This window comes from Roseivirga sp. (assembly GCF_034669765.1).
In the GTDB taxonomy this organism is placed as follows: Bacteria; Bacteroidota; Bacteroidia; order Cytophagales; family Cyclobacteriaceae; genus Roseivirga.
Map to the genome: position 1 here is coordinate 630,391 of NZ_JAXMOQ010000001.1, position 26,002 is coordinate 656,392.

Below are 26,002 nucleotides of genomic sequence, written 5' to 3' on the forward strand. Positions count from 1 at the left end.
AGATTAAAACCAAATATTATAGCTAATAGATTGAGTATTTCTTTTGAAGTGCTAATTTTTTCGGTGACACAATGGCTTTGTGTCTTTTGTTTTCTGGGTTATTAATTTATACTTTAGAACATAAAATTATACTTAAGCTATAATGAAACTCCGATCTCAGGCATTCTCAATTTTTAGTTTCCTTCTCCTCATATGCTGCCTTATAACAATGGTGGCCTGCAATGGCAATGAAGAAAACTCTGAAATTAAAATTGGAAGCTTTAATGCTGAAATTGTTGACTCTTTGGTGATTGATAGACTTTCGGTCTTAGAGTTATTGGACTACCAAAGTAGTACGGGAGACCTTCTGTTCGCGGATACTCAATCAGGCGATTACTTGGTTATGGACAAAGCCGGAGAGGTTCTTTCATCTTTTAACCCTCATATAGAAGGGCCAAATTATATGGGCAATTCTAGTTATGGCTGGAGCTTTTATGGTAAAGATGAACTGGTGGCTTACGGTCATGCTTACTTTTATCGGTATTCTAAATTGGGTGAAAGACTTGGGCAATATGAGCCCCCAATAGAAGCGGACGGGGGCATTATTCTAGATTTTAAGCCGCAGCGCATAAAAGCCTTTGAAACCCAACGAGGAACAGAAGTGCTGGCCATGATTTTAGACCTCTCGAATAGAAACTCTAAGACTCAACAATTCCAAGATTCGATCGATGATGTTTTTCGAATGAATTTTGAAACGGGTGAAACCACTACGGTGATGCATAAGGAACCTGACAATATTTACCCAACAGCTGGAGAGTACACAGATTGGGGTTACCCTTCTTTCACGCTATTATCGGGAAGCACCTTTGCCTTTACTCATCAAAGCGATAATCACCTCTATATTTTTGATGCAGAGAAAAATGAGTACATCAACAAAATCGCAATTCCAGCTGAGTTTTTGCCAGAGTATAAAGCGGTAGAATTTGGAAGTAAAGATGACCCTGAGCTATTGAAGATAAACTCACACGTTTTTTCTGTAGGGAATAAAATTTTGCTCCTCAGCATGGGAAAAATACCCAATGCGGTGATGAAGGAGTTGCAACAGCTTCCTAGATGGTGGTACTCGCCTGAATTTGAGGCAGCCACGAGAAAATACATGACCACTGATTTTCTGCTGTTCGATCAAAAGCAGTTTTTAGGAAAAGTAGACTGGGATATTAACCTTAATGAGCCCATGCCCAAAGGCACCGTAAACGATTTTCTTTGGCTGAAACGCACTTATAAAGAGGAGCGCGACTACCAGACTTTTTTGAAAGTAAAAATTGTAGAAGACTCTAATTCAGAAAAACCCTAACCAAAGATTTGTATGCTTAAGTATTTCAGAAACTTTAAACTCTTTTTGCTAACATGCTGCCTTCTTACAATGGTGGCTTGCAGTGGCAATAAAGAAAATTCAGAAAGCAAAATAGGAAGCTTCAAAACCGAAATTGTTGACTCTTTGGTGATTGATAGACTCTCAATGGTTGAATTACTGGATTACCAAAATAGCACAGGAGATCTTCTGTTTGTGGACTATCAGGCAGGTGACTACTTTGTGACTAATAAAAAAGGAGAGACGACTTCCTCTTTTACGCCTCATATAGAAGGACCAAATTATATGGGCAATTCGAGTTATGGCTGGAGCTTCTATGGTAAAGATGAATTGGCGGCTTTTGGTAATCCTTATTTTTATCGTTTTTCGAAAGCCGGCAAAATAATGGGGCGATACGAAGTACCAATAGAAACAGGAGGAGGAGTTTATCTAGATTTTTCTCAAGAACGCATAAGGGCTTTCGAAACTCAACGTGGAACAGAAGTGTTGGCCTTGGTTTTGGAAGTTTCTGGAAAGGAAGGGAACAATCAAAGCTATCAGGATTCTACTGATGCGGTTTTCAGAATGAATTTTGAGACGGGTGAAACCACTACGGTAATGCACAAGCAGCCTGACAATATTTACCGCACTGCTGGTGAGTATATCGACTGGGGCTATCCGTCATTCACTTTATTGTCGGGAAGCACTTTTGCTTTTACCCACCAGAGCGACAATTTCCTTTATATTTTTGATGCTGAGAAAAATGAATACCTCAATAAAATTGCGATTCCAGCCGAGTTTTTGCCTGAGTATAAAGGAGTAGAATTTGGTAGTAAAGATGCCCCTGAGCAGTTAAGAGTAAATGCAAAAGTGTTTACTGTTGGGGATAAAATTTTGCTCCTTAGTGTGGCACGAATACCCAATGCTGTGATGGAAGAGTTGCAACGAATTCCTAATTTTTATGAGTCACCAGAGTTAGATGCGGCAGTAAAAAAATATATAAAGACTGATTTTCTGCTGTTCGATCAACAGCAGTTTTTAGGAAAAGTTGAATGGGATATTAACCTTAATGAGGCTTTACCCAAAGGCACAGAAAATGACTTTCTTTGGCTGAAAAGAACTTATAAAGATGAACGCGACTACCAGACCTTTTTAAAGGTGAAGATTGTGGAAAAATAATTTTTCCTAACTAAAAACAGAAACCTCCTCAATGGCTTTTTCCATGGCTTCTTTTTCTGATAGCGTTTTTTCCACTGACCAACCAAAGTGATTTTGAAAATCTTTAAGGATAACCTCAAGCGTTGGCTTAATGCTGTGAATATCGAAATACAAACGGCCCGTTCTGCGGATATAGAAATCTTGAATTGAAAAGACCATTTCATTTTCTAGGCAATACTTCAATTCTGAACGAATCAATTTAAGATGGAGTGCTTTGCTGTCAAAAGCAGTCATGCCGTTAATAACTTCATCGGTAACCTTTCCGTAATTGCTCACCAAATAACCAGCATAGTACTTTTCGAGGCCAAGAACCTCTAATTGCTCACGAATGGTTTTTCTATATTTCTTTACCGCTTTGGCATTTTTAAAAGCACCATTATCTAAATCAATATGGATGGTTTTGGTTTCCACAATGGGTAGATCTTCCTCATCGTTCAGTCGATCATACAAGCGATCGACCACTTTTTCAGCCATTTTTCTATAGCCCGTAAGTTTGCCGCCAGCAATAGAAATCAAACCGGTTTCCGATTCGAAGATTTCATCTTTACGCGAAATTTCTGAAGCAGACTTTCCGTCTTCATGTATCAGTGGCCTTACTCCAGCCCAGCTCGACTCTACATCTTTCAGCTTTAGGTTCAGCTTTGGAAATGCATGATTTGTTCCTTTAATAAGATACTCTATATCGGCTTTTGTGGTCAAAATTTTATCCTTGTCGCCAGCGTAATCGGTGTCAGTAGTGCCTATATAAGTGATTTTTCCTCGTGGAATGGCAAAGACCATACGCTTGTCGGGGAAATCGAAATAAATGGCCTGCTTAAGTGGGAATTTACTGTGGGGCAACACAATGTGTACGCCTTTGGTGAGGTGGAGGTGTTTGCTGGTTAAAGAATGGTTTTTCGTTCTCAGTTCATCTACCCAAGGGCCAGCGGCACTGATGGTGGACTTGGCCTTGATCTCCATTTTTTCACCCGAAATAAAGTCCGTGGCAAAAACTCCAGCTACTTTTCCTTCTTTATAAATGAACTCATCGGCTTGCACATAATTAAGACAATGGGCTCCAAATTTGGAGGCGGTTTTAATAATTTCAATCGTTAGGCGGGCATCGTCAGTTCGGTATTCCGCATAAATGCCACCGCCTTCCACATTCTCTTCGCTTAAGAGCGGTTCCTTTTCCAAGGTCTCTTCAATGTCCAACATTTTGCGTTGGTCCACTTTTTCTACGCCTGCCAAAACATCGTAGACCATCAAACCTATACTGGTCATGAGCTTTCCGAAAGTGCCATCCTTAATGAGGGGGAGCAGCATTTTTTCTGAAGTTACCAAGTTGGGAATGAGCTTGTGTAAAGTGGCGCGTTCTCTGCCTACTTCGCGCACGAGCGCAATTTCAAACTGCTTGAGGTAGCGCAAACCACCATGAATCAGTTTGGTGGATTTACTACTGGTGCCCGAGGCGAAATCGTTCTTTTCAACCAACACGGTTTTAAGTCCTCTTGAAGCGGCATCGAGCGCAATGCCTGCTCCTGTAATGCCTCCACCAATGATCAATAGATCATAGTGCTGCGTTTTTGCAGTATCGGTTAGTGCTTTTCGGTTGGTGGAAGAGAGGAAGTTCATAATGCTAATTTTCTACCCAGTCCATAGATCTCTTCACCGCCTTTTGCCAAGTTGCATAGAGTTTTTCCCTGAGCTTGGCGTCCATTTCTGGCTCAAATTCGTGCTCAATAATTCGGTTTTTGATGATGTCTTCTTGTTTCCAAAAGCCCACTGAAATTCCAGCCAAGTAAGCCGCACCTTGCGCAGTGGATTCAATGACTTCTGGTCGTTCTACCCCAACGCCAAGAATATCGGCTTGAAATTGCATGAGGTAATTATTGGCTGCAGCGCCTCCATCCACTTTCAATTCTTTCAATTTAAGACCCGCATCTTTTTGCATGGCCTGTAGAATATCGCGGGTTTGAAAAGCTAAAGAGTCTAGTGTGGCCTTGATAATGTGTTCTTTTCCGGTATCACGAGAAAGTCCGAAAATAGCACCTCGCGCATACATGTCCCAATATGGAGCACCCAGACCAGCAAAGGCCGGCACCACCACTACCTCATGGCTGTCTTTTAGCTTTTCTGCAATCGCTTCAGAATCACTCGAGTTGTCAATAATTTCAAGTCCATCGCGCAGCCATTGCACAGCTGCACCTGCCACAAAAACACTTCCTTCTAAAGCATAATAGACTTTGTCGTCAATGCCCCAGGCAATGGTGCTGAGCAAACCGTTAAAGGAATGCTGAAGTTCTTCGCCTGTATTCATTAGCATAAAACAGCCAGTGCCATAGGTGTTTTTCGCCATGCCGGGTTCAAAACAAGCTTGGCCAAAAAGGGCGGCTTGTTGGTCTCCAGCAATGCCAGCGATAGGGATTTCCACTCCGTCAAGTTCATAAGTACCGAAATCTCCGCAGCTTGGTCGGGCTTCTGGAAGCATGGATTTAGGGACATCCAGTGCTTTTAAAAGCTTGTTGTCCCACTTCAAGGTTTTGATGTTGAAAAGCAAAGTGCGAGAAGCATTACTATAATCGGTGGCATGTACTTTTCTTTCTGTAAGGTTCCAAACCAACCAAGAGTCTATCGTTCCGAACAATAAATCGCCAGCCTCGGCTTTTGCTTTTGCACCTTCGACATTGTCTAAAATCCATTTGATTTTGGTGCCCGAAAAATAGGAGTCGATTACCAAGCCCGTGTTTTCTCTTAGATAGGCTTCAATGCCGCTGTGCTTTAGGTCTTCGCAAATGCTGGCCGTCCGTTTGTCTTGCCAAACAATGGCGTTGTAAATCGGCTTGCCCGTGTTTTTGTCCCAAACCACTGTCGTTTCCCGTTGGTTGGTAATGCCTATGGCCGCCACTTCTTCGCCTTTGATTTTGTTCTTTTTAATGAGCTTGGAAAGGGTTTCCATTTGGCTGGAAAGTATTTCCATGGCATCGTGCTCTACCCATCCTGGTTTAGGGAAAATCTGAGAAAACTCTTGCTGTGCAATGTCAATGATTTGCCCTTTTTGATCGAAAAGCACCGAACGAGAACTCGTGGTGCCTTGGTCTAATGCGATGATGTATTTTTTTTGGCCCATAGTTTTAGAAGGATTTTGCTTTAAATGAAAAAATGACTTGACCTCCTATAATATTAGCGACTATTCAGCGGAAAGCCTAGGGCGCAAAACCAATTCTATTATTTGACGGGAATGAACTTTTATTGCTGCTTCTGACTGTATATTTGATTCAAGTCTTTTTTACCTTTCCTGTTAAAGGCTCAATACTTAGCTTTACCGCGATGAATTGGTTACAACTTCTTTCTTTAGATACCCCTGATGTTCAGCAAAACCTGACGAGAACGGTGTTCGATCGTGATTTTGATCGGATTATCTTTTCTCATCCGTTCCGTAAACTGCAGGATAAAACGCAGGTACACCCCTTGCCAGAGCAAGATTTTGTTCACACCCGTTTGACGCACAGTTTAGAAGTGTCTAGCGTAGGCCGATCTTTAGGAAGATTGGTAGGAAGTAAACTGATTGAGAAGTACGACTTTCTTCAGTTTAAGGTAACTGCACATGATTTTGGGGCCATAGTAGCGGCCGCTTCTTTGGCGCATGACATTGGAAATCCACCTTTTGGACATTCAGGAGAATCTTCCATTTCGGATTATTTTAAGAATGCGGAAGCGGAATTAAAGCCAGAAGTAAGTGAATCAGAATGGTCTGACTTGATCAATTTTGAAGGAAATGCCCAAGGCTTTAGACTCCTGAACCGACCGGGCTATCAGGGTTTGAAATTGTCTTCGGCCACTTTAGCAGCCTTTACAAAATACCCTCGTCCTGCCTTGGTAGAAAAGCAAGACAGGGCGAGAAGAAGCCAGAAGAAATTTGGCTTTTACGATACGGAAAGAAGCATTTTTCAGGAATTAGGAAAAGAGCTTGGCCTTGAAACTTTAGGGACTGACCAGTATTGTCGCCATCCGCTGGCATTTTTGGTGGAGGCTGCCGATGATATTTGCTATCACATTATTGATTTGGAAGACGGCTGTAATTTGGGCTTGGTCACTTATGAGCAAACGGTGGAATTGCTTGCCAATGTGATTGGCGATAAGTTTCAACCCGAAAAGCTAGAGGCCATTCATAGTCTGAAGGAGCGAATTGGAGTGCTTCGTGCTATGGCCATCGGTCAATTGATTCAGGAGTGCGGTGATTTATTTATGGAACATGAGGAAAAATTACTGACGGCAGAGTTCGATATTTCTTTGGCCGATGAAATTCCTTCAAAAGATGCCATGGCCGAAATTATTAGCGTTTCTGTAGAGAAAATCTATCGTAGCCGTGATGTAGTGGAAACCGAAGCGGCAGGTTACCGTGTATTGAACGGGCTCTTAGAAGTGCTTGTGCCTGCTACGTTAGCAGGCTTTAAAAAGAACCTTTCTGCAAAAGATAAAACGTATTTTAGATTATTACCTACCGAAACCCAAGCCGAAGTTAAAGAGGCCAATTCGGCATATTTAGCCTTAAGAGCTGCGCTCGATTATGTGGCTGGAATGACCGACTCTAACGCCTTGAATTTGTACCGAAAAATTATGGGCATTTCACTGCCGGGAAGATAGCCTAAACAAGCTTTCTGTTTATAGGATAAAATGGTGAGAATCAATTTACTGAGAAGGGATTTCTATTACCTTTGTGATCTTTGAAAAAAATGTGGTCTAAACTTCCTCATATCGTTCTGAAATACAGGCTCGGCCTGATGATTCTCTTGCTCCTTTTTACGGTGTTCATGGGCTATATGGCGCGTGATGTAAAAATGGCATTTAACTTCAATACGGCCGTTCCCGAAACAGACGAGAACTATAAGTACTTCCAAGATTTTAAAAAGAACTTTGGAGAGGACGGAAATATCTTGGTGCTTGGGGTGAAAGACAGCAGTCTTTATGAGCTCGATAACTTTCTTAAGTACGAGGCGCTAAACAAAAAATTAAAAAATGTAGAAGGAATCACTAACGTGATTTCGTTAGCTACACTTCAGAATATTACCAAAAATCAGGACAATCGCAGTTTTGAACTTTCGCCCTTAATTAAACAAAGCCCTACTTCACAGACCGAATTGGATTCGTTGATGGCTGTGGCCTTAAATCTAAAGTTCTACAGTGGCCAGTTGATGAATGTTAAGAATGGCGCTACGTTGATTCTGATCACGATGGACAGGGAGGTGCTTAATTCTAAACTTAGGAATGATGTAGTGGGCGAAATCCAAGGGATTGGAAAAGCATTTTCGGCCGATACTGGTATTGAACTGCATTATTCAGGAATGCCGTTTGTGCGGACCATCATGCAAGAAATGACGGCCAGAGAACTCAAGTTGTTCATTGTTCTATCCATTGCTATAACCGCCCTTATTCTCTTCCTATTCTTCAGGTCATGGACGGCAGTGGTCTTCCCACTGATTGTAATTGGAGTGGTAGTGACTTGGGTAATGGGAACCCTCGGAATCCTTCAGTATAATATCAATGTGCTCACGGGTTTAATACCCTCAATAATCATTGTTATTGGAATTCCTAATTCAATTTACTTACTGAATAAATACCATCAAGACTTTGCCAAGCATGGCAATAAAATGAAGGCGCTTAGCCTGATGATTAGAAAAATTGGTTTGGTGACTTTCATCACGAATTTCACAACTGCCATTGGTTTCTTGGTTTTGGTGACAACGGATATCACCCTTTTGAAGGAGTTCGGTTTGGTTGCTGGAATCAACATTTTGGCCACTTTCGTGGTGAGCATGGTGCTAATTCCTGGCATCTTCTCCTACCTGCCTGCGCCAAAACCTGCACAGCTGAAACACCTCGATTTTAAAATGACGGGGCGTATGCTGACCTTGCTCGACTTGCTTGTGCACAGACATCGTTATCGTGTTTTCATAATCACTTTTGTTGTGGTTGGCGTGTCGCTTTATGGAGTTTCGAAACTTTATTCGGTGGCCTACATGGTGGATGATATACCAGAAGAGTCTAAGCTTAAGCAAGACCTTTACTTTTTTGAAGAGAACTTCAATGGAGTAATGCCGCTTGAAATTATTATTGATTTCGGAAAACCGAGATCATCTATGAATGCCACGAACCTAAGAAAAGTAGAAAGGTTAGAAGTGGGGCTTGATTCTATTGACTTTGTATCTCAACCTGTTTCTATAGTCAGTTTTGCTAAGGCCATCCGTCAAGCGTATTATAATGGCGACTCTAGGCGATACAGTCTTCCAAGCCCAAGTGATAGAAATGCGATTCTGAATTATTTGAGCAATCAAAAGGATAATGATGGGCTGCTGAACAGCTTTGTAGACACAACAGGACAAGTGTTAAGAGTTTCTCTAAAAATCTGGGATTTGGGATCTGTTAAAATGGATTCACTCATCACCCAGGTAGTGGAGCCAAGAATTACCGAAGTGTTTGGAGATGATGATGAGGTTCATACTAGCGTAACAGGTTCTACCTTATTGTTTGTAAAAGGGAATAAATTCTTGATCGAAAACCTTCAAATGTCACTGCTACTGGCTTTCGCGATTATTGCAATTATTATGGCAATCCTCTTCGCTAACCTACGAATGATTATCATCTCTATGGTACCAAACTTAATTCCATTGGTGCTCACCGCAGGAATCATGGGCTTTTTTGGAATTCCATTAAAGCCGAGTACCGCTCTAATTTTCAGTATTGCCTTTGGTATTTCAGTAGATGATTCTATTCACTTTTTGGCCAAATATCGTCAAGAGTTGTTTGCGAATAAGTTCTTTGTGCCTATCGCGATTAGCAACAGTATAAAAGAAACGGGGTCGAGTATGCTTTATACTTCCATCGTGTTGTTCTTCGGTTTTGTAATTTTCGTGTTCTCTGATTTTGGAGGAACAGTTGCTTTAGGTTTACTCACCTCCCTTACTTTGCTTTTTGCAATGCTGACCAACCTCACTGTATTGCCAGCACTATTGATGGTTTTTGACAGCGGTAAACGAAATTTGAACTCTCACCCCCTCATTGAGCATTATGAGTTCTATATTGAAGACGAAGATGAAGAAATTGATACTCAAAGCTTATTGATTAAGAGTAACGACCCGTTTGTTGGTTCAACAGACAAAGAGAAGAAAGATTCCTAAAAGCCATTTTCGGCTTAGCCCATAAAACAAGGAGTAAAGTGAAAAAGTACAACGAATACAAAAACCCGAATTATGCTGAAATTGGAGAGCAAATGCTCCAGTTCTGGAAAGAGAACGGCATATTCGAAAAGTCGGTAGACACCAGAGAAGGGAAACCTTCTTTTACCTTTTACGAAGGGCCTCCATCTGCGAATGGAACGCCTGGTATTCACCACGTAATGGCGCGAACGGTGAAGGATATTTTCTGCCGTTATAAAACCCAAAAAGGTTTTCAGGTAAAAAGAAAAGGGGGTTGGGATACCCACGGTCTTCCTGTTGAGCTTCAGGTGGAAAAGGAATTGGGCATTACCAAGGAAGACATCGGCAAAAAGATTTCGGTTGAAGAATACAACCAGAAGTGTCGTGAGGCGGTAATGAAATTCAAAGATGAGTGGGATGATCTTACCGAGAAAATGGGCTATTGGGTAGATTTAGAAAACCCATACATCACTTTCGAAACTAATTATATTGAAACGCTTTGGTCGCTTTTAAAACGACTTTACGATAAAGACCTTATTTATAAAGGCTACACTATTCAGCCTTATTCTCCAGCGGCAGGTACTGGTCTTAGTTCGCACGAGCTGAACCAACCAGGCACTTACCAAGATGTGAAAGACACATCGATGACGGCCATGTTTAAGGTAGAAGGTACAGAAAACGACTTCTTCTTGGCTTGGACTACTACGCCATGGACATTGCCCGCCAACAACGGTTTGGCCGTTGGCGCAGGTATTGAATACGTAAAGGTGAAGACCTTCAACCAATACACTTTTGAGCCAATCAATGTGATTTTGGCGAAAGATAGAGTGGCTTCATTCTTCAGTGACAAGGCGAAAGAAGTTAAACTCGAAGATTACAAGCCCAACGATAAGTTAATTCCTTTTGAAGTAGTTGAAAGCTTCAAAGGGCGCGACTTAGCGGGTAAGGCCTACGAGCAATTGATGCCTTACATTCCGTTGGAAAAACCAGCTTGCACTGTTGTAATTGGTGATTTTGTGACTACGGAAGATGGTACAGGTATCGTTCATATTTCGAAAACTTTTGGTGCAGACGATTACCGTGTTTCGGTAATGAATGATATGCCGGGTGTTTTTGTAAAGGATGAAGAGGGCAAAGATGTTCCGATTGTGGACAAGCAAGGAAAGTACGTGAAAGAGATCACGGATTTTGCTGGCATGTACGTGAAGAACGAATATTATTCTGATGCCGAACGTCCAGAAAAGTCACTCGATGTTTTGATTTCCATCAAGCTGAAAGAAGAAAATAGGGCCTTCAAAGTAGAAAAATACGAGCACTCTTATCCGCATTGCTGGAGAACCGATAAGCCGATTTTATACTATCCATTGGATTCTTGGTTTATCAAAACTACAGCCTATAAAGATCAGCTTGTAGCACTAAATAAGACTATTAACTGGAAACCCGCTTCAACGGGTGAGGGCCGTTTTGGCAACTGGCTAGAAAACCTAGTAGATTGGAATTTAAGCCGTTCACGCTATTGGGGAACTCCATTGCCAATATGGGTTTCGGAAGATAAAAAAGAGCAAATCTGTATCGGCTCATTGGCCGAATTGAAAGCTGAAGTAGAGAAATCAATTGCTGCTGGTTTTATGACGGAAAGCATTGGCGAAGACTTCGATTTACACCGTCCTTATGTAGATGATGTATACTTAGTAAGTGAAACAGGTCAGAAAATGACCCGTGAAGCTGACCTTATTGATGTTTGGTTCGATTCGGGTGCCATGCCTTATGCGCAATGGCATTATCCGTTTGAGAACAAAGAAATTTTCGAGTCGAATTTCCCAGCAGACTTTATTGCTGAAGGCGTAGATCAAACCCGTGGTTGGTTCTTCACGCTTCATGCTTTGGCCGTAATGCTCGAGGGAAAAGTGGCCTTCAAAAATGTAATTGCCAACGGTTTGGTGCTTGACAAGAACGGCAATAAAATGTCGAAGCGATTGGGCAACGCTGTCAATCCATTTGAGACCATCAACAATTTTGGCCCAGATGCCACCCGTTGGTACATGATTTCGAATGCCAACCCTTGGGACAATCTTAAATTCAATATTGAAGGTGTAGGCGAAGTGCAGAGAAGGTTCTTCGGAACGCTTCAAAACACCTATGCTTTCTTTGCGCTTTATGCCAATTTAGATGGCTTCACTTTCGAGGATTCTGAAATTCCTTTGAACGAAAGACCAGAAAGCGACCGTTGGATCTTATCTCGATTGAACAGTCTGATCAAGGAGGTAGACCAATCTTATAACGATTACGAGCCTACGCGCGCTTCACGAGCAATCATGGATTTTGTGACCGATGAAGTAAGTAACTGGTACGTGCGTTTGAACAGAAAACGTTTCTGGAAAGGCGATTACGATCAAGGCAAAAAGGCTGCTTACCAAACGCTTTACACTTGCTTGATGAGTGTGGCGAAATTGGCTGCTCCTGTGGCTCCATTCTATATGGATCGTTTATATCAGGATTTGAATGCAGTGTCTAGAAAGGAAACTTTCGAATCGGTTCACCTTTCTGATTTCCCAGTGGCGAATGAAGCTTGCATTAATGCAGACTTAGAAGCCCAAATGATTTTGGCACAAACCATTTCTTCGCTAACGCATTCAATTCGTAAGAAGGAAAAAATCAAAGTGCGTCAGCCTTTAACCAAAGTGATGGTGCCTGTGTTGGATGAAAAAACCAAGCAATACATTGAGGCGGTTCAAGATTTGATCATGACGGAAGTCAATGTAAAAGCGGTGGAATTCATTGATGATGCTTCGGGCATTTTGGTGAAGAAGGTAAAACCGAATTTCCGCACCTTGGGTAAGAAATTTGGTTCTCAAATGAAGTTGGTGGCAGCAGCCATCAGCCAATGGACGAAAACCGAAATTGCTGAAATTGAAAAAAACGGATCAATAAATATTTCGCTTGAAGGCGAGCCAGCTTCTCTTTTGTTGGAAGATGTAGAAATCTCTAGTGAAGATATTCCGGGCTGGTCAGTGGCTTCTGAAGGCAAGGTAACCGTGGCGTTAGATATCTCGATTACAGATGAACTTCGTGCCGAAGGTATTGCCCGTGATTTCGTGAACCGAATTCAGAATTTGCGAAAGGACATGGGACTTGATGTGCAGGACAAGATCAACATTCAGGTAGCCAAGAACGAAGCGTTGATCAATGAGGCTTTGGCGGCCAATGCGAACTACGTTTGTGAAGAAACACAGGCCTTGAGTTTGAACATTGTTGACTCGCTTTCAGAGGCACAAAGTGTTGAAATTGACGAGTGGACGCTTGAAGTGAAAATAGCAGTAGGCTAATGGCTGCGCAGTTCAAACACTATAAATATTTTCTCCTCACTTTGGCGGTAATCGCCATAGACCAGACGGTAAAACTTCTGGTGCATTTTAAAATGGTCTTCGGCCAAAGTGGGGAAATTAAAGTATTTGGTGACTGGTTCAAACTGCATTATATATTAAACGAAGGCATGGCTTTTGGCCTTCGGTTTGGTTCTGAATGGGGAAAATTGGGGCTTACTGCTTTCCGAATGGTGGCCATGACATTCATTGCCATTTATCTCTACAAACTGGCCAAGAAGAATCTCAAACCAGGTTTACTCTGGACGATTGCACTCATTTTGGGTGGCGCCATGGGCAATGTAATCGACAGTATTTTTTACGGAGTTTACTTGAATAACGCACCTTACGATTCCGTTACCCCTTGGTTTCATGGAAAAGTGATAGATATGTTTTACCTCGATGTTTGGGAGGGATATATAGCGGATTGGATTCCGTTTTGGGGAGGCAAATACATTGCGCTTTGGCCTATTTTTAATGTGGCCGATGTGTGTATTTTCTTAGGAATTGCCTTACTGCTGATTTTTCAAAAGCGGTTTTTTAATCGTCCTAACACAACGCATAGTGAGATAACTGTTGAATAGATCATAATCAACAGTATTATAGCTGCGCTCAACTTATTGATTAACTTTTTTTAATTGTAAATAAATGTAGAATCATTTCTTATTTCATTCATAATTAATACATTTAACTAATCGAATAGTTTTAATTATAGAATATGACACACCGACTTCTAAAACTCAGTATTTGGGCAGTGCTATTGCTCGTCCTACCGTTATCCTCATTTGCTTTTCAAGAACTTGAAAAGGATCCGTCTGTTAAGATAGGAAAGCTAGAAAATGGCTTCACTTATTATTTAAGACAGAATGCGAAACCAGAAAATCGTGTTGAATTTAGATTGGCCATTAATGCGGGTTCAATTTTAGAAGATGACGACCAGCAAGGCTTGGCTCACTTTACGGAGCACATGCTGTTCAACGGCACAAAAAACTTCGAGAAAAACGAACTGATCAGTTTTCTTCAGAAAATGGGCCTTGAGTTCGGAGGCGATTTAAACGCCTACACCAGTTTTGATGAAACGGTATACTTTTTACCCATTCCAACAGAAGACAAAGAGAATGTTGACAAAGCTTTAACAGTGTTGAGCGATTGGGCGCACAATGCCACTTTCGACAACGAAGAAATAGATAAGGAAAGAGGCGTGGTGATGGAAGAGTGGAGGCTCGGCCGAGGCGCAGCGCAAAGAATGAGAGAAGAAACTTGGCCAGTAGTGCTTCAAGGTTCCAGATATGCCGAACGATTACCAATTGGTAAGGAGACGGTATTACAGAACTTTAAATATGAGGCGGCTAAGAGGTTTTATGCAGATTGGTATCGACCAGATTTAATGGCAATTGTGGCCGTTGGTGATTTTGACCCAGCAGAAATGGAGGCTAAAATCAAGTCTTATTTCGGATCTATTAAGAATCCTAAAAAACCAAAGGAGCGAAAGTATTATGATTTACCTCCGTTTAAAGGAACCCGCATTGCAGTGGCAACAGATGACGAAGCCACTGGAAGTTCAATTGCCGTGGGATTTATTACACCAGGAACCCACAAGCCAGAAAACACCCTAGATGATTTCAGAAAGAGCATTTTGAGTGGATTATTTGGTCAAATGATCAATCAGCGACTAAGAGAAAAAATTCAATCGGAAAACCCACCTTACTTATTTAGCTATAGTGGTTACGGAGCTTCACTTGGCAAGTATAAAAAGGAGTACAGCATTGTGGTCAATGTGAAGGATGACATGTTCAAAGAGGGGCTGAAAGCGGCTATGGTGGAGAATGAAAGGGTGAGAAGATATGGCTTTACCAATGGAGAGCTTGAAAGAGTAAAAGCACTATATCTTAATGCATATGATAGAATGGCCAAGGAGGCAGATAAAGCCCAATCGGGTAGCCTTGTAAATACTTATGTCCAACATTTCTTGAATGGAGGAACCTTGTTGAGCGAAAAGCAAATGTTGGACCTTATGAATCAGGTGCTCCCAACCATTAAAGTAGAAGAGATCAACGAACTGGTGAAAGGCTGGATTACAGAAGACAACCAAACTATTGTCATCACTGCCAAAACAGATCAAGAAGCGAATATTCCTTCGGAAGACGAGTTAAAGGCGATAATGACGGATGTTCGAACAGATCAAACGATTGAGCCTTATGCGGAAGAAAAGCTAGCAACGGCTTTAATGACTTCAGCACCAAAAGCTGGTAAGATCACAAGCGAAAGCACGAATGAACCTACCGGCATTACCAAGCTTAGCCTTTCGAATGGAGCAACGGTTTATGTGAAAGCCACAGACTTTAAGAATGATGAAGTGCGAATGAGTGCTTATAGTGATGGAGGGGCTTCTCTTTATTCAGCCGATGAATATATGAATGTTACCAATGTAGATCAGGTTGTGGCTGAGATGGGGCTCGGTGAATTCAGCCAAGTTGATTTGGGCAAATTTATGACAGGAAAAACGGCTGCCGTTAGTGCTAACATAGGTCAGTATGAAGAAAGCATGTCTGGATTTTCGAGCCTGAAAGATTTGGAAACCTTTTTCCAAATGGTGCATTTGAAGTTCACCACAGTTCGGAACGATGAACAAGCTTTCAAAAGTTGGCTCACTAGAATGAAGACACTTTATGCCAATTTTGGTTCTAGTCCAGATATAAAATATCAAATAGAATCAATGAAAATCATGTATGGAGAAAACCCTTGGGCAAGAGGGCTTCCTACCGCAGAAGAGATGGATCAAATTTCGCTGAAAAGGGTGATGGAGATTTATAAAGAGCGCTTTGCCGATGCCAGTGATTTCGATTTTGTATTTGTAGGGAATATAGATATGAAAACCTTTAAGCCCCTGTTGGAGCAGTATATTGCCAGCTTACCAGCAACGAATAAAGAGGAAACCAGTAAAGACATAAACCTAGAGCCGGTACCTGGAGTAATCACCCAAAACGTGTATGCTGGAGTAGACGATAAAAGTGTGGTCACCATTACTTTGAGTGGAGACTATGAGTATACTTTAGAAAACAATGGGCTCATGAGTACCGCGGCCAGTATTCTGACCAATAAAATGATTGAAACGCTTAGGGAAGAATTGGGTGGAGTTTATGGTGTTAGCGCTCAGGCTTCATTGAGTGATACCCCAACAGAACGCTTCACTTTTACGATTTCATTTCCTTGTAAACCCGATAATGCCGAGGCCTTAGCAGAAGCGGCCATGAAGGAATTGGAGAAACTCAAAAAGGGTGAATTTACAGATGAAGACATGCAGAAAGTGATTACTGCCCGCATGCAGAATTATGATGAGCAAATTAAAACAAATGCCTATTGGCAGGGTATGATTAAGAGTTATTCAAAATCTGGAGATGGTTTTGAAGAAATCTTGAATTCAAATGAACGGGCTAAGGCCATTACAAAAGAAAGGGTGGTTAGAGCTGTAAATCAGTACTTAACTGGCGAGAATATTATTCGAATCATCAAGCTTCCTGATGGCTATAAAGGTGACAGTAACCTAAAACAGGAGATCAAGAAGAATTAAGAAAAGTTGAAATGAAAGGGCCGGCATATTGTCGGCCTTTTTACTTTTTAAAACACATTAGCAACACCGAACAAGATTACACTTTTGTCTTATTGGTTGCTGATATTGAAGGTCTCCATATTACCATTTACAGTTTCAAAAGTGACGAGCTTTTTACCTCGATCGAATACTTTAAAAGTCAGATAGGTTCCATCTATGGGAAGTTGGATTTCTTGACTGTACTTCCAAACCGCATCTTGTTTCTCAAAAACGAGAATCGTATTGAATAGCGTTCTGTTGCTCTCCTTTTTTGATACTTGAGGGATTAACATATAAAGTTTTCCTTGGAATAATTGAGCATCCTGAACAAATACACGGCCTGTGGCGCGAAGCTTAATGTTTCCTGTACCGCTTATTTTTACTCCACTTTTAGCTTTCTGCGCTAACCTGTCACTGAATATTTTGAGTTCACTCAAATCTTGTGAATAGAGTAAGTTTCCAGTTAAGTCGAAGGTTTGGATCACGGGTTGGTTCTCCCCATAAATACTATAAATCATCTTCTCGTCAGAGATTACGTGGCTTCCCATCGTAACTGCTTTGGCTGTTTCACCCATACCCGACTCCTCTTTTTCATCGGTCAAGCTGTATCGGTGAACAGTAACCAAAGGTTCCAGTAGATCAGAATAATAGAGTTTATCATCAATCAAAAGGGTTTTATGATGCGTCACAACTTTCTTAAAAGGCAAACTCTCTTTTATTTCTCCAGTAAATCTATTGAAGGGTAGGATTTTTTGAGCCAAATCAAAAACGAGGATGTTGCTGTCTCCCTGAATGAGCAATTGCTGAGGTTTACTTAGTTCTTTTGGGCCAGGGCCTTCTTTTCCATAACTATTGACATAACTCAGGTTTTGGTCGGTTGCAAACACTTTAAATAAACCAATGTCAAGAAAATAAAAGAGCTTATCGTCAACTACGATGTCACTAATCTTTGCGATGAATTGGCCATTACTGAACTCATTAATTGATTTGATTTTTTGCGCATCTATTTTTTGATTTTGCGCTTGGCTGTTGAAGAGGCTGAAGAATAGAATGAGTGTGGGAGCGAATTTGACAATGTTCTTCATACCATTACAAGTTGAATTTATAGAATACTCAACTTCAATATAAAGCTTATTATTAACAAGAGGCTGTTAAAGCAACACTACATCATTCACGATAGGACTTCCAAATTCTTTGGCAAGCAACACCAAAATCTTGTTTTTGGACATGTTGAGTTCGTGGCGTAATGGGGCAGAAGTGAGGTGAACGTAAAGTTTCTTGTCCTTAATGTAAATTTTGCTCGTGCGTTTGGCTATGGCCACGCCCATTACTTGTTCCCAAGAATTAATCAGGTTGGTTTCGTGAAATTTCTGCTCAATATTGAATGACTTCAACATATCTTTCACCGCATCACCAATGCTCTCTGGCTGTCCTTTTCTATTGTTGGGGTAAGGTCTTTTATTCAAAATATTTTCGTTCGAATTGTAAAAGTAAGGATTTGACAGGGTCGTTTTTGATTAAGCACAGGATTTACTTATCAAGACGGTTATCCACAATTGGACAAAGCCATTTGAGCGTCAATCCTCTTCACTATAAACGAATAAATCAGAGGCTATTTTATCGGCCAAAAGCTTTCCGTTGTTGGTGAGGGTAATGCAGCCATCTTCTAACTGAATCATACCTTTGTAGTCAATCCGCATGAGGTAATCTTCGTGCATTTTCAATAAATCAACTTTGTGCTTTTGTTTTAGCCACTCGGTATCACAACCCCATTTCGTTCTTAGGCTGGTAAGAATATACTCGTTGATTTGGTCTTCTTTGGTCAGAATGATTTTCTCGAAAGGAATTACTCCTTCACTTATTCCTTTAATGTATTTAGCGTTGTTTGAAACATTGGCTTGCTTGAAATGGCCATTGAATGAATGTGCCGAAGGGCCGATGCCCAGATATTTTTCTTGTTTCCAGTAATTACCGTTGTGCTTCGACTCGTAACCGGGTTGAGCGAAATTTGAAATTTCATATTGCTCAAAACCGTAGCGGTCGAGTGTTTCGGTCAGGATTTCAAACTGTTGTGCAGCATACTCTTCTTCAACATCCTTCATTTTTCCTTTCGAAACCAAGTGGCCAAAGGCGGTTTTAGGCTCTATGGTCAGGCAATAAGAAGAAATGTGTTCGGGACGCATGTGGATTACTTTCATTAAATCCCGTTCCCAAATGTCATGATTGTGATGCGGCAAGGCATAAATCAAATCTACAGAGATGTTTTCAAAACCAGCTTTTCGGGCATTATAGAAACACATCTCTGCTTCTTCAGCAGTATGTTGGCGGTTCATCCATTTTAAATGCGGCTCATGAAAAGACTGAATTCCCATGCTCAATCGGTTGATGCCAGCAGCATAAACTGATTTCAGTTGATTGAGATCTAAGTCGTCTGGATTGGCTTCGAGCGTAATTTCAGGATTACTGGCCAAACTGAAGGTGTGATGAATCTGTTTTAAGATTCTTTTCAACTGATCTTCATTCATTAACGAAGGAGTGCCGCCTCCAAAATAGATGGTATTTATAGCTTCTCCATTCAAATAATCGGCTTGCATTTCCAGTTCTTTACAAATGGCATTCACCATGCTGTCCATTTGCCCAAGCGATTGGGTGAAATGGAAATCGCAATAATGACAAGCCTTTTTGCAAAAGGGAATATGAATATATAATCCGGCCAAAGAATCGTTAATTTGAAGCTTAAATTCGCAGAATGCCCAAGATATACTTAAAGTATATTTATTGCTTATTCCTTTATGGTTTTTTATGCCTTTCCGTTCAGGCACAGGAAAAGTATGTGCTCAATATTGAAGTAGCTGAACAGGAAAATGTGGTGCTTAAGCGGTACAGTTTTCCTAAAGAACATGCAGATTCCTTAAGTGCCAAACGGTCTGCGCAAAACTTGGTGCATGCTTTACATGCAGATGGTTATTTGCTGGCTTATATTTCTTCTCATAGGAGTGTTTCGCAGCAGATCAGCTATAAAATATCCATTGGCGAAAAATTTACTTGGATGAAGCTTTCACAAGGGAATATTGAAAATTCACTTTTACGTAGGAGCGGTTATAAACAAGCCCAATTCGAAGAAAAGCCATTTCGGTTCAATCAGGTGGCAAGAATGGAAAAATCGCTTTTGTCTTTTGCCGAAAGAAATGGTTATCCCTTTGCGAGCTTGAAGTTGGACTCGCTAAGAATAGATGAAAACCAAATTGGAGCTTCGCTGAATTTAGATTTAGGCCCACTCATTCTTTTCGATAGCCTGGATATTAAAAGTGATTTTAAACTCAAAGCACGTTTTCTAGGAAACTATTTAGGGATTGTTCAGGGTAGCCCCTATGACCAAAGGAAGATTGATTATTTGGGTCAAAGATTACGCAATTTACCTTACCTGAGGCTAAGTGAGGCTTCCACTTTAACTTTTCAAAATTCCGAAGCCACCTTACATTTAAAGGTTCAGAAAAGACCCGTAAATCAAATTGATGGTATAATTGGCTTCCTGCCTAATTCGAATAAATCAAATGGGCTTTTGATTACAGGTCAGGTAGATATTGATTTGTTGAACCCTTTTGGTTGGGGGAAAAAGATAGGATTGCATTGGCAAAAACTGAGTGAAGAAACTCAGAACTTAAACCTGCTATATGCACATCCCAATGTTTTGGGCAGCCCGCTTAATTTCGATTTTGCTTTCGATTTTTTAAAGCAAGACACGCTTTTTACCAAGCTAATCTTCGATCTTAAGATTGGTTATAACCTTGGTGGTAATAGCTTTCTCAATGCCTTTTCAAGTAGTGAAGGCACTGATTTGATTGGTACTCCAAAAATCACAAATAATGAACTACCCTCAGTCGTAGATTTTGATTTAACTTCCTACGGCTTTGGCTTTGATTGGAATAATTTCGATGATCCCTTTTTGATATCAAAGGGCACAGGGTTCAACCTTAAGGCTTCAACAGGGAATAAAAAAATAAGTAGGAATGTTGGCTTGCCCTCAGCGGTTTATGAGGGCGTTGATCTTAAAACCCTTCAGTATACTTTTGAGCTCAATTTTCAGAATTACTTGAGGCTGAAGAACAACTTTGTTTTGGTGAATAAGCTAAGGGGAGGACTGAAAGCAAACGACCAGCTTTTTAGAAACGATGCTTTTAGGCTGGGAGGTCTTAAAACCATCAGAGGCTTTAACGAAAACTTCTTTTTTGCGACTAAATATGCATTAGCTACCTTAGAAGGTAGGTTGTTATTTGACGAAAGTTCATATTTGTTGCTGTTTTCGGACTTGGCCTATTTACGAGGAGAATTTAGAACATCTCCAACATCAGATTGGGCTTTGGGTTTGGGGGCAGGCTTGAGTTTTGCCACTTCATCGGGTATTTTTAATTTTATTTATGGCCTAGGAAGCTCGCAAAACACAGGTAGGTTTAATTTCAATCAATCTAAAATACACTTTGGTTATACCGCCAGATTTTAAGGGAATATGATCTACACACAATTGGTTAGGGCTGAAGGTAGAGATGCATTTATTGTTATTGCAATTATTTTGCTTTGTACCTATGCCGTGTCGAGGGCTGCTTTTCCCAAGGTATTTTCGGGCATCGTTGCTCCAAATAAACTCTTTGGCTTTAAAGTGAGAGAGGATTTGGGAAGTAACTTAAGGCCATTCAGTTCAGAGCATCTCTATTTCACAGCTTTGAGTTCTTTGTCATTGTCCTTTGTTATACTGTTCATCGCAAATGGCCTTTGGAGGGAGAATGGCTTGCCAGAAATATTCATTATCAACCATTTTGGAGTTGCCATTCTTCAATGGCTAGGCCTGTTTGTGGTACTTAATGTACTGGTGTATATTAAGTTTCTGTTGATTTTAGGTTTCGGCTTGCTCTTTGATTTGCGTTCCATAATCGCCCGTCACTTTGTCGATATGGTAAATGCTTCGTTGGTCTTTTTTCTAATTGTGCTTCTATTTTTAGTTTTAATAAGCTTCTCTTCCGTAGTGTTCCCCAAAAGTCTTATTCAATTTACATTGGCTGCATCTATTATCTTTTTCTATTATCGGGGGTTTTTAATCTACATGAGAATGCTCAATGACAGGCCTCATAGCAAGTTGTTTATATTTTCGTACATTTGCGCCACGGAACTGACCCCACTCACAATTGGGTTGGTTCTAATAATAAACAGCCACATCTAGAAGAAGAAGTAGGGTATGTCTAATAGCACACAAGAGGATAGGCTTAAACAAGTAAAGAGCATCCTAGTATCTCAACCAAAGCCGTCTGATGATAAATCACCTTATTACGTTTTAGCGAATAAGTATGGTATTAAAATTGACTTCAGACCTTTTATTCAGGTTGATCCAATCAATGTTAAGGATTTCAGAAAGCAGAAGGTAGATATACTTAAACATACAGCCGTTATTTTCACCAGTAGAAATGCCGTTGATCATTTTTTTAGGCTTTGTAAAGAACTTAAAGTTGAAGTGCCTGCTGACATGAAGTATTTCTGTATATCGGAGCAGACGGCTAATTACCTTCAAAAGTATATTGTCGTTAGAAAAAGAAAGATTTTTACTGGATCACGAACGGCACAAGATTTAATTGAGATTCTTAAAAAGCACAAAAACGAAAAGTACGTTTTTCCTTGCTCTAACATCCGTAAGGAAGATATTCCTGTCTTTTTAGAAGAGAGTAAATATCATTTCACAGAAGCCATTATATACGAGACTGTAGCAAGCGATCTATCAGATTTGGATGACGTTTTATATGATATTATCGCTTTTTACAGCCCTAGTGGAATAAACTCATTGTTTGTAAACTTCCCAGAATTTAAGCAGAACGATACGAGAATAGCTGTTTTTGGACCAACAACTGCCCAAGCTGCAAAAGACGCTGGCTTAATTAGTGACATTGAAGCTCCTTTGCCCAATGCTCCTTCTATGACTGGTGCCCTCGAGCTCTACATAAAAAAGGCAAATAACTTAGATTGATTTATATCAGCGCTAAGGGAAGAATCCACTTATCTTGTAATATATTCGACTCGAGTGAATAATTCGGCTAAATTTGTCGTTACGAGATTATGAATAGAACTTTTAGTTTTTCATTGGTTCTTCTACTGGTTGTCACCTTTCAGGCAAAAGCTCAGCAAGATGCTCAGTTTACCCAGTACATGTTTAATCAGTTGTATTACAACCCAGCTTTTGCAGGGCCTTCTGATGGAGCAACTTTAACTGCGATCCACAGATCTCAATGGTTTGGCTATGATGGTACAGTAAATCAAGGAGGAGCCCCAAGCACACAATTGATCAGTTACAACTCAAGCTTACCTCAGATAAGGGCTGGGTTTGGAATATATTTGAGTAACGACAAATTAGGCCCCACCAACAACTTACAAATACAAACCGCGCTATCCAGAAATTTTAATTTACCTAATGGTGGAATACTTACCGTAGGATTAAATTTAGGTATATTTTCAAACTCTATTGATTATGATAAGGTAGTGGTGGTAGATCCCTCTGATCCAATTTTTAATGCTGCGGGAAAGGAAGGTCAAATTCGACCTGATTTAGGGCTAGGACTCCTCTATAGAAAAGGTAGTTTTTTTGGTGGTTTAAGCTCAAATCACTTATTTCAACCAAAATTTGACTTTGGAGAAAGCCAAGTTTCCAACCAATTGAATAGACATTTCTATTTGACAGCGGGTTATGATTATTCATTTACCCCTCAAATAACTATCACACCATCTGTTTTATTAAAATCTGTAAGTTTGAATACTTACAACGTAGAAGTGAGCGTTATTGGCGAGTACAATAACAATCTCAGGGCTGGTTTGGCTTATAGACAATCAGAGTCGGCCTCCCTAATAGTTGGGTACAAAATATTAAGTGATCGTTCGTTAACACTGGCTTATGCCTTTGATTTTGTTGTAGGAAATCAAAATAGCAAGAAGCCGACATCACAGGAGTTAATGTTAATCTATAATTTTAAGTCTTCTCCAAGAATTGGAGGGCAGAGAATTATAAGAACTCCGAGGTTTAGGTACTAAGTGAACGGTTTGCCTAAGTTAAGATTTTGATAATTTTCAGCCATAGACTGGATTAATGAATAGAAAACACTATTTTTCGCGCTTTATTTAATTGATTGGCAATAAGATAAACAAGCGGTCAGTTAAGTAAAAACAAGAATTAGCTATCAATGAGGAGAATATACGCTGGGTTTGCGATTTTAATGGTTGTCTCTGTATCTACTGGGTGCTCTATGTTTAAGGGTATATTTGGGGGTGGAGGCACAAGTAAGGTAGAACAACTGAATGCTAGTGGGCAGTTAATGGGGGTGCCCGATCGAGAGGGTTGGATCCAAGAAACACCCTACGGAATGGTTCAGATTCCGGGAGGAACATTTTTTATGGGTCAAGCCGATGAAGATGTTGCTGCATCTCAAATCAATTTCAACCGACAAATCACCGTCAGTTCATTTCTGATGGATTCAGAAGAAATTTCAAACAATGAGTATCGTCAGTTTCTAAACTTTATCGATACCATTTCCCAAGATCCTAACGAGCAGTACTGGACACAGCAAGTAAAACAAGATGTTACTCCAAACCCTAATGTTTGGGATACTGAGTTTGCCTACCATATGGGTGATAAAATGACCCAATACTACTTTAGTCATCAAGCATTTGATAACTATCCAGTCGTAGGAATTAGCTGGGAGTCTGCTGCAAAATTTGCTGAGTGGAGAACTGAGCACTTTAACATAGGCCGTGAGGATGATTACTTTGGCACAGGTGGTGGTGGCCTTTTCGGAGGTAGAAAGAATAAGAACGCTGATCCTGCTGAGGTCCAAGGTTTAGGTGGCCCAGGGCAATTGGGAGCGCAACCTCAAGTGAATCAAGGACAAGGAAATCAAACTAATACTACTTTTAAAAGTACACTTCCTGTTGAAGCGCGTTACCCTAACTTCAGATTATCAACCGAAGCAGAATGGGAATATGCTGCCAGAGGAGGCCGTGAAATCATTAAGTACCCTTGGGGTGGCCCATATACTAAAAATAAAAGCGGTTGCTTCTTGGCCAACTTTAAGCCTGGTCGTGGTAACTATGATGATGATGGGTATCCATATACTGCTCCAGTTAATGCATTTCTTCCAAATTCATTCAATTTATATAACATGGCAGGTAATGTTGCCGAGTGGTGTTTAGATGATTTTTCACCTATATACAATCCTTTGGTTTGGGATTTGAATCCCCTATTTCTTTATAAAGAAAATGAAACAAGCAATCCGCACTATGGTAAGAAAGTAGTAAGGGGTGGAGCTTGGAATGATATATCTTATTACCTGCAAACAGGAACACGAACTTACGAATACAGAGATGTAGAATCTGCTAGTATTGGTTTCAGATGTGCGATGGATTACTTAGGCCGTTCAGGCGATGACTTCGGAACCAATTAACCAAATTTTAATCAAATAACTTCAACCTTATCTAGACACGTATGGCTAACAAATCATTTTCAGAAAAATTTTACAGCGACATAATGCCCAAAATATATGGGTTAGGCGCTGCAGTGGTAATTATAGGAGCCCTATTTAAATTAGAAGGCTGGGCGTTTGCCAGCGAAATGCTAATTGTGGGTTTGGGTACAGAAGCATTAATTTTTGCTTTTAGTGCTTTTGAACCAAAGTCAACCGATTACACACAAAAATTATACGAGGCAAACTCAATTGGAGCCGATTCCAGTGTTCAAAGTGGTAAAGACGAGGTAAGTCTAGGCAAAATTTTGAAGGAAGCTGCAGTAAGTAAAGAAAGCCTCAAACAATTTGGTGAAGGAATGACCGCCCTAGCTGCCAATGCGAAAGGGATGTCAGATATGTCTAATGCTGTTTCGGCTACTAATACTTATGCAGATAGTGCGAAGAAAGCATCTGAAAGCTTAGGTAAAATTAATCAGAGTACAACAGCGACAGCAACAGCGATGGCTCAAATGGCCGAGTCGGCAAAAGGAGCTGGAGAAATTCAGGCACAATTGAAAACTTCAGTAGGCTCTTACCAAACGCAACTGCAAAATGCAGCTACCCAGCTGGACGCACTAAATAAGGTGTATAAAGAAGAATTGAACGATTCACAATCACACGTGAAAGCAATTAAAACCTTCTATGCAAATATTGATACTGCTTTAGCGGGAGTGTCTGCTGCAACTAAAGAAGCAGAAGAATTTAAAGCTCAAATGGGCAAGCTAAATACCAATGTGAATTCACTTAACAAAGTGTATGGCGCAATGTTGTCAGCAATGAAATCATCAAATTAAACT

The 26,002-nt window shown here is 40.5% G+C and carries 18 protein-coding genes; 13 read left to right on the forward strand and 5 right to left on the reverse strand.

Features of this window, described 5'->3' with window-relative positions; genetic code table 11:
• The first annotated feature begins 142 nt into the window (after window positions 1–142).
• A complete protein-coding gene (locus VOI17_RS02680; RefSeq protein ID WP_323755688.1) occupies window positions 143–1,333 on the forward strand; it encodes a hypothetical protein in 1,191 nt (396 codons plus the stop codon).
• Window positions 1,334–1,345: 12 nt separating this feature from the next.
• Window positions 1,346–2,509: a hypothetical protein gene (locus tag VOI17_RS02685; protein ID WP_323755689.1), complete on the forward strand. Its 1,164-nt coding sequence runs from the start codon at window positions 1,346–1,348 to the stop codon at window positions 2,507–2,509.
• 6 nt (window positions 2,510–2,515) lie between these two features.
• Here VOI17_RS02685 and VOI17_RS02690 read toward each other — a convergent pair whose 3' ends face one another.
• On the reverse strand, window positions 2,516–4,162 hold the full coding sequence (locus VOI17_RS02690; RefSeq protein ID WP_323755690.1) for a glycerol-3-phosphate dehydrogenase/oxidase: 1,647 nt from the start codon (window positions 4,160–4,162) through the stop codon (window positions 2,516–2,518).
• A 4-nt stretch (window positions 4,163–4,166) separates the two neighbouring features.
• On the reverse strand, window positions 4,167–5,657 hold the full coding sequence (glpK, locus tag VOI17_RS02695; protein WP_323755691.1) for a glycerol kinase GlpK: 1,491 nt from the start codon (window positions 5,655–5,657) through the stop codon (window positions 4,167–4,169).
• A 200-nt stretch (window positions 5,658–5,857) separates the two neighbouring features.
• On the opposite strand from glpK, the gene VOI17_RS02700 reads away from it, so the two are divergent.
• From VOI17_RS02700 to VOI17_RS02720, 5 genes are all read left to right on the forward strand, one after another.
• Entirely contained in the window at window positions 5,858–7,174 is a 1,317-nt protein-coding gene (locus VOI17_RS02700; protein WP_323755692.1) for a deoxyguanosinetriphosphate triphosphohydrolase, read from the forward strand.
• A gap of 89 nt (window positions 7,175–7,263) precedes the next feature.
• Window positions 7,264–9,705, forward strand: coding sequence for an efflux RND transporter permease subunit (locus VOI17_RS02705; RefSeq protein WP_323755693.1), 2,442 nt, complete (start codon window positions 7,264–7,266; stop codon window positions 9,703–9,705).
• 38 nt (window positions 9,706–9,743) lie between these two features.
• Window positions 9,744–13,049 carry an isoleucine--tRNA ligase gene (ileS, locus tag VOI17_RS02710; protein WP_323755694.1) on the forward strand — a complete coding sequence of 1,102 codons (3,306 nt, stop codon included), beginning with the start codon at window positions 9,744–9,746 and terminating at the stop codon, window positions 13,047–13,049.
• Window positions 13,049–13,669, forward strand: coding sequence for a lipoprotein signal peptidase (locus tag VOI17_RS02715; RefSeq protein ID WP_323755695.1), 621 nt, complete (start codon window positions 13,049–13,051; stop codon window positions 13,667–13,669). The genes ileS and VOI17_RS02715 overlap by 1 nt, the downstream gene beginning before the upstream one ends.
• A gap of 134 nt (window positions 13,670–13,803) precedes the next feature.
• A complete protein-coding gene (locus VOI17_RS02720; RefSeq protein WP_323755696.1) occupies window positions 13,804–16,656 on the forward strand; it encodes a M16 family metallopeptidase in 2,853 nt (950 codons plus the stop codon).
• Window positions 16,657–16,745: 89 nt separating this feature from the next.
• Here the strand turns inward: VOI17_RS02720 and VOI17_RS02725 are convergent, their stop codons facing one another.
• The 3 genes from VOI17_RS02725 to hemW form a co-directional block, all read right to left on the reverse strand.
• Window positions 16,746–17,759, reverse strand: coding sequence for a hypothetical protein (locus VOI17_RS02725; RefSeq protein ID WP_323755697.1), 1,014 nt, complete (start codon window positions 17,757–17,759; stop codon window positions 16,746–16,748).
• A gap of 66 nt (window positions 17,760–17,825) precedes the next feature.
• The gene (locus VOI17_RS02730; protein WP_062591426.1) at window positions 17,826–18,140 is read right to left on the reverse strand and encodes a DUF721 domain-containing protein; all 315 of its coding nucleotides are present in this window, start codon (window positions 18,138–18,140) and stop codon (window positions 17,826–17,828) included.
• A 111-nt stretch (window positions 18,141–18,251) separates the two neighbouring features.
• A complete protein-coding gene (hemW, locus tag VOI17_RS02735; protein ID WP_323755698.1) occupies window positions 18,252–19,391 on the reverse strand; it encodes a radical SAM family heme chaperone HemW in 1,140 nt (379 codons plus the stop codon).
• Between the two features lie 32 nt (window positions 19,392–19,423).
• On the opposite strand from hemW, the gene VOI17_RS02740 reads away from it, so the two are divergent.
• The 6 genes from VOI17_RS02740 to gldL all read left to right on the forward strand — a co-directional run bounded on the left by VOI17_RS02740 (window position 19,424) and on the right by gldL (window position 25,999).
• Complete coding sequence (locus tag VOI17_RS02740; RefSeq protein ID WP_323755699.1) at window positions 19,424–21,175, forward strand: hypothetical protein; 1,752 nt, start codon at window positions 19,424–19,426, stop codon at window positions 21,173–21,175.
• A 6-nt stretch (window positions 21,176–21,181) separates the two neighbouring features.
• Window positions 21,182–21,889 carry a DUF4271 domain-containing protein gene (locus tag VOI17_RS02745; protein ID WP_323755700.1) on the forward strand — a complete coding sequence of 236 codons (708 nt, stop codon included), beginning with the start codon at window positions 21,182–21,184 and terminating at the stop codon, window positions 21,887–21,889.
• Window positions 21,890–21,904: 15 nt separating this feature from the next.
• On the forward strand, window positions 21,905–22,684 hold the full coding sequence (locus tag VOI17_RS02750; RefSeq protein WP_323755701.1) for a uroporphyrinogen-III synthase: 780 nt from the start codon (window positions 21,905–21,907) through the stop codon (window positions 22,682–22,684).
• 89 nt (window positions 22,685–22,773) lie between these two features.
• Window positions 22,774–23,739, forward strand: a complete 966-nt coding sequence (locus VOI17_RS02755; protein ID WP_323755702.1) for a type IX secretion system membrane protein PorP/SprF — start codon at window positions 22,774–22,776, stop codon at window positions 23,737–23,739.
• Window positions 23,740–23,951: 212 nt separating this feature from the next.
• A complete protein-coding gene (locus tag VOI17_RS02760) occupies window positions 23,952–25,145 on the forward strand; it encodes an SUMF1/EgtB/PvdO family nonheme iron enzyme (protein WP_323755703.1) in 1,194 nt (397 codons plus the stop codon).
• An 83-nt stretch (window positions 25,146–25,228) separates the two neighbouring features.
• Entirely contained in the window at window positions 25,229–25,999 is a 771-nt protein-coding gene (gene gldL, locus VOI17_RS02765) for a gliding motility protein GldL (protein ID WP_323755704.1), read from the forward strand.
• The last annotated feature ends 3 nt before the right edge of the window (window positions 26,000–26,002 follow it).

What these genes read in the sequence shown, in the direction of transcription:
- VOI17_RS02760 (WP_323755703.1), top strand. Translation starts at nt 23,952, where the DNA reads ATGTTTAAGGGTATATTTGGGGGTGGAGGCACAAGTAAGGTAGAACAA.
- VOI17_RS02725 (WP_323755697.1), bottom strand. Translation starts at nt 17,759, where the DNA reads ATGAAGAACATTGTCAAATTCGCTCCCACACTCATTCTATTCTTCAGC.
- VOI17_RS02690 (WP_323755690.1), bottom strand. Translation starts at nt 4,162, where the DNA reads ATGAACTTCCTCTCTTCCACCAACCGAAAAGCACTAACCGATACTGCA.
- VOI17_RS02745 (WP_323755700.1), top strand. Translation starts at nt 21,182, where the DNA reads ATGATCTACACACAATTGGTTAGGGCTGAAGGTAGAGATGCATTTATT.
- VOI17_RS02705 (WP_323755693.1), top strand. Translation starts at nt 7,264, where the DNA reads ATGTGGTCTAAACTTCCTCATATCGTTCTGAAATACAGGCTCGGCCTG.
- glpK (WP_323755691.1), bottom strand. Translation starts at nt 5,657, where the DNA reads ATGGGCCAAAAAAAATACATCATCGCATTAGACCAAGGCACCACGAGT.
- VOI17_RS02755 (WP_323755702.1), top strand. Translation starts at nt 22,774, where the DNA reads ATGAATAGAACTTTTAGTTTTTCATTGGTTCTTCTACTGGTTGTCACC.
- VOI17_RS02700 (WP_323755692.1), top strand. Translation starts at nt 5,858, where the DNA reads ATGAATTGGTTACAACTTCTTTCTTTAGATACCCCTGATGTTCAGCAA.
- VOI17_RS02685 (WP_323755689.1), top strand. Translation starts at nt 1,346, where the DNA reads ATGCTTAAGTATTTCAGAAACTTTAAACTCTTTTTGCTAACATGCTGC.
- VOI17_RS02750 (WP_323755701.1), top strand. Translation starts at nt 21,905, where the DNA reads ATGTCTAATAGCACACAAGAGGATAGGCTTAAACAAGTAAAGAGCATC.
- VOI17_RS02740 (WP_323755699.1), top strand. Translation starts at nt 19,424, where the DNA reads ATGCCCAAGATATACTTAAAGTATATTTATTGCTTATTCCTTTATGGT.
- VOI17_RS02680 (WP_323755688.1), top strand. Translation starts at nt 143, where the DNA reads ATGAAACTCCGATCTCAGGCATTCTCAATTTTTAGTTTCCTTCTCCTC.
- VOI17_RS02715 (WP_323755695.1), top strand. Translation starts at nt 13,049, where the DNA reads ATGGCTGCGCAGTTCAAACACTATAAATATTTTCTCCTCACTTTGGCG.
- gldL (WP_323755704.1), top strand. Translation starts at nt 25,229, where the DNA reads ATGCCCAAAATATATGGGTTAGGCGCTGCAGTGGTAATTATAGGAGCC.
- VOI17_RS02720 (WP_323755696.1), top strand. Translation starts at nt 13,804, where the DNA reads ATGACACACCGACTTCTAAAACTCAGTATTTGGGCAGTGCTATTGCTC.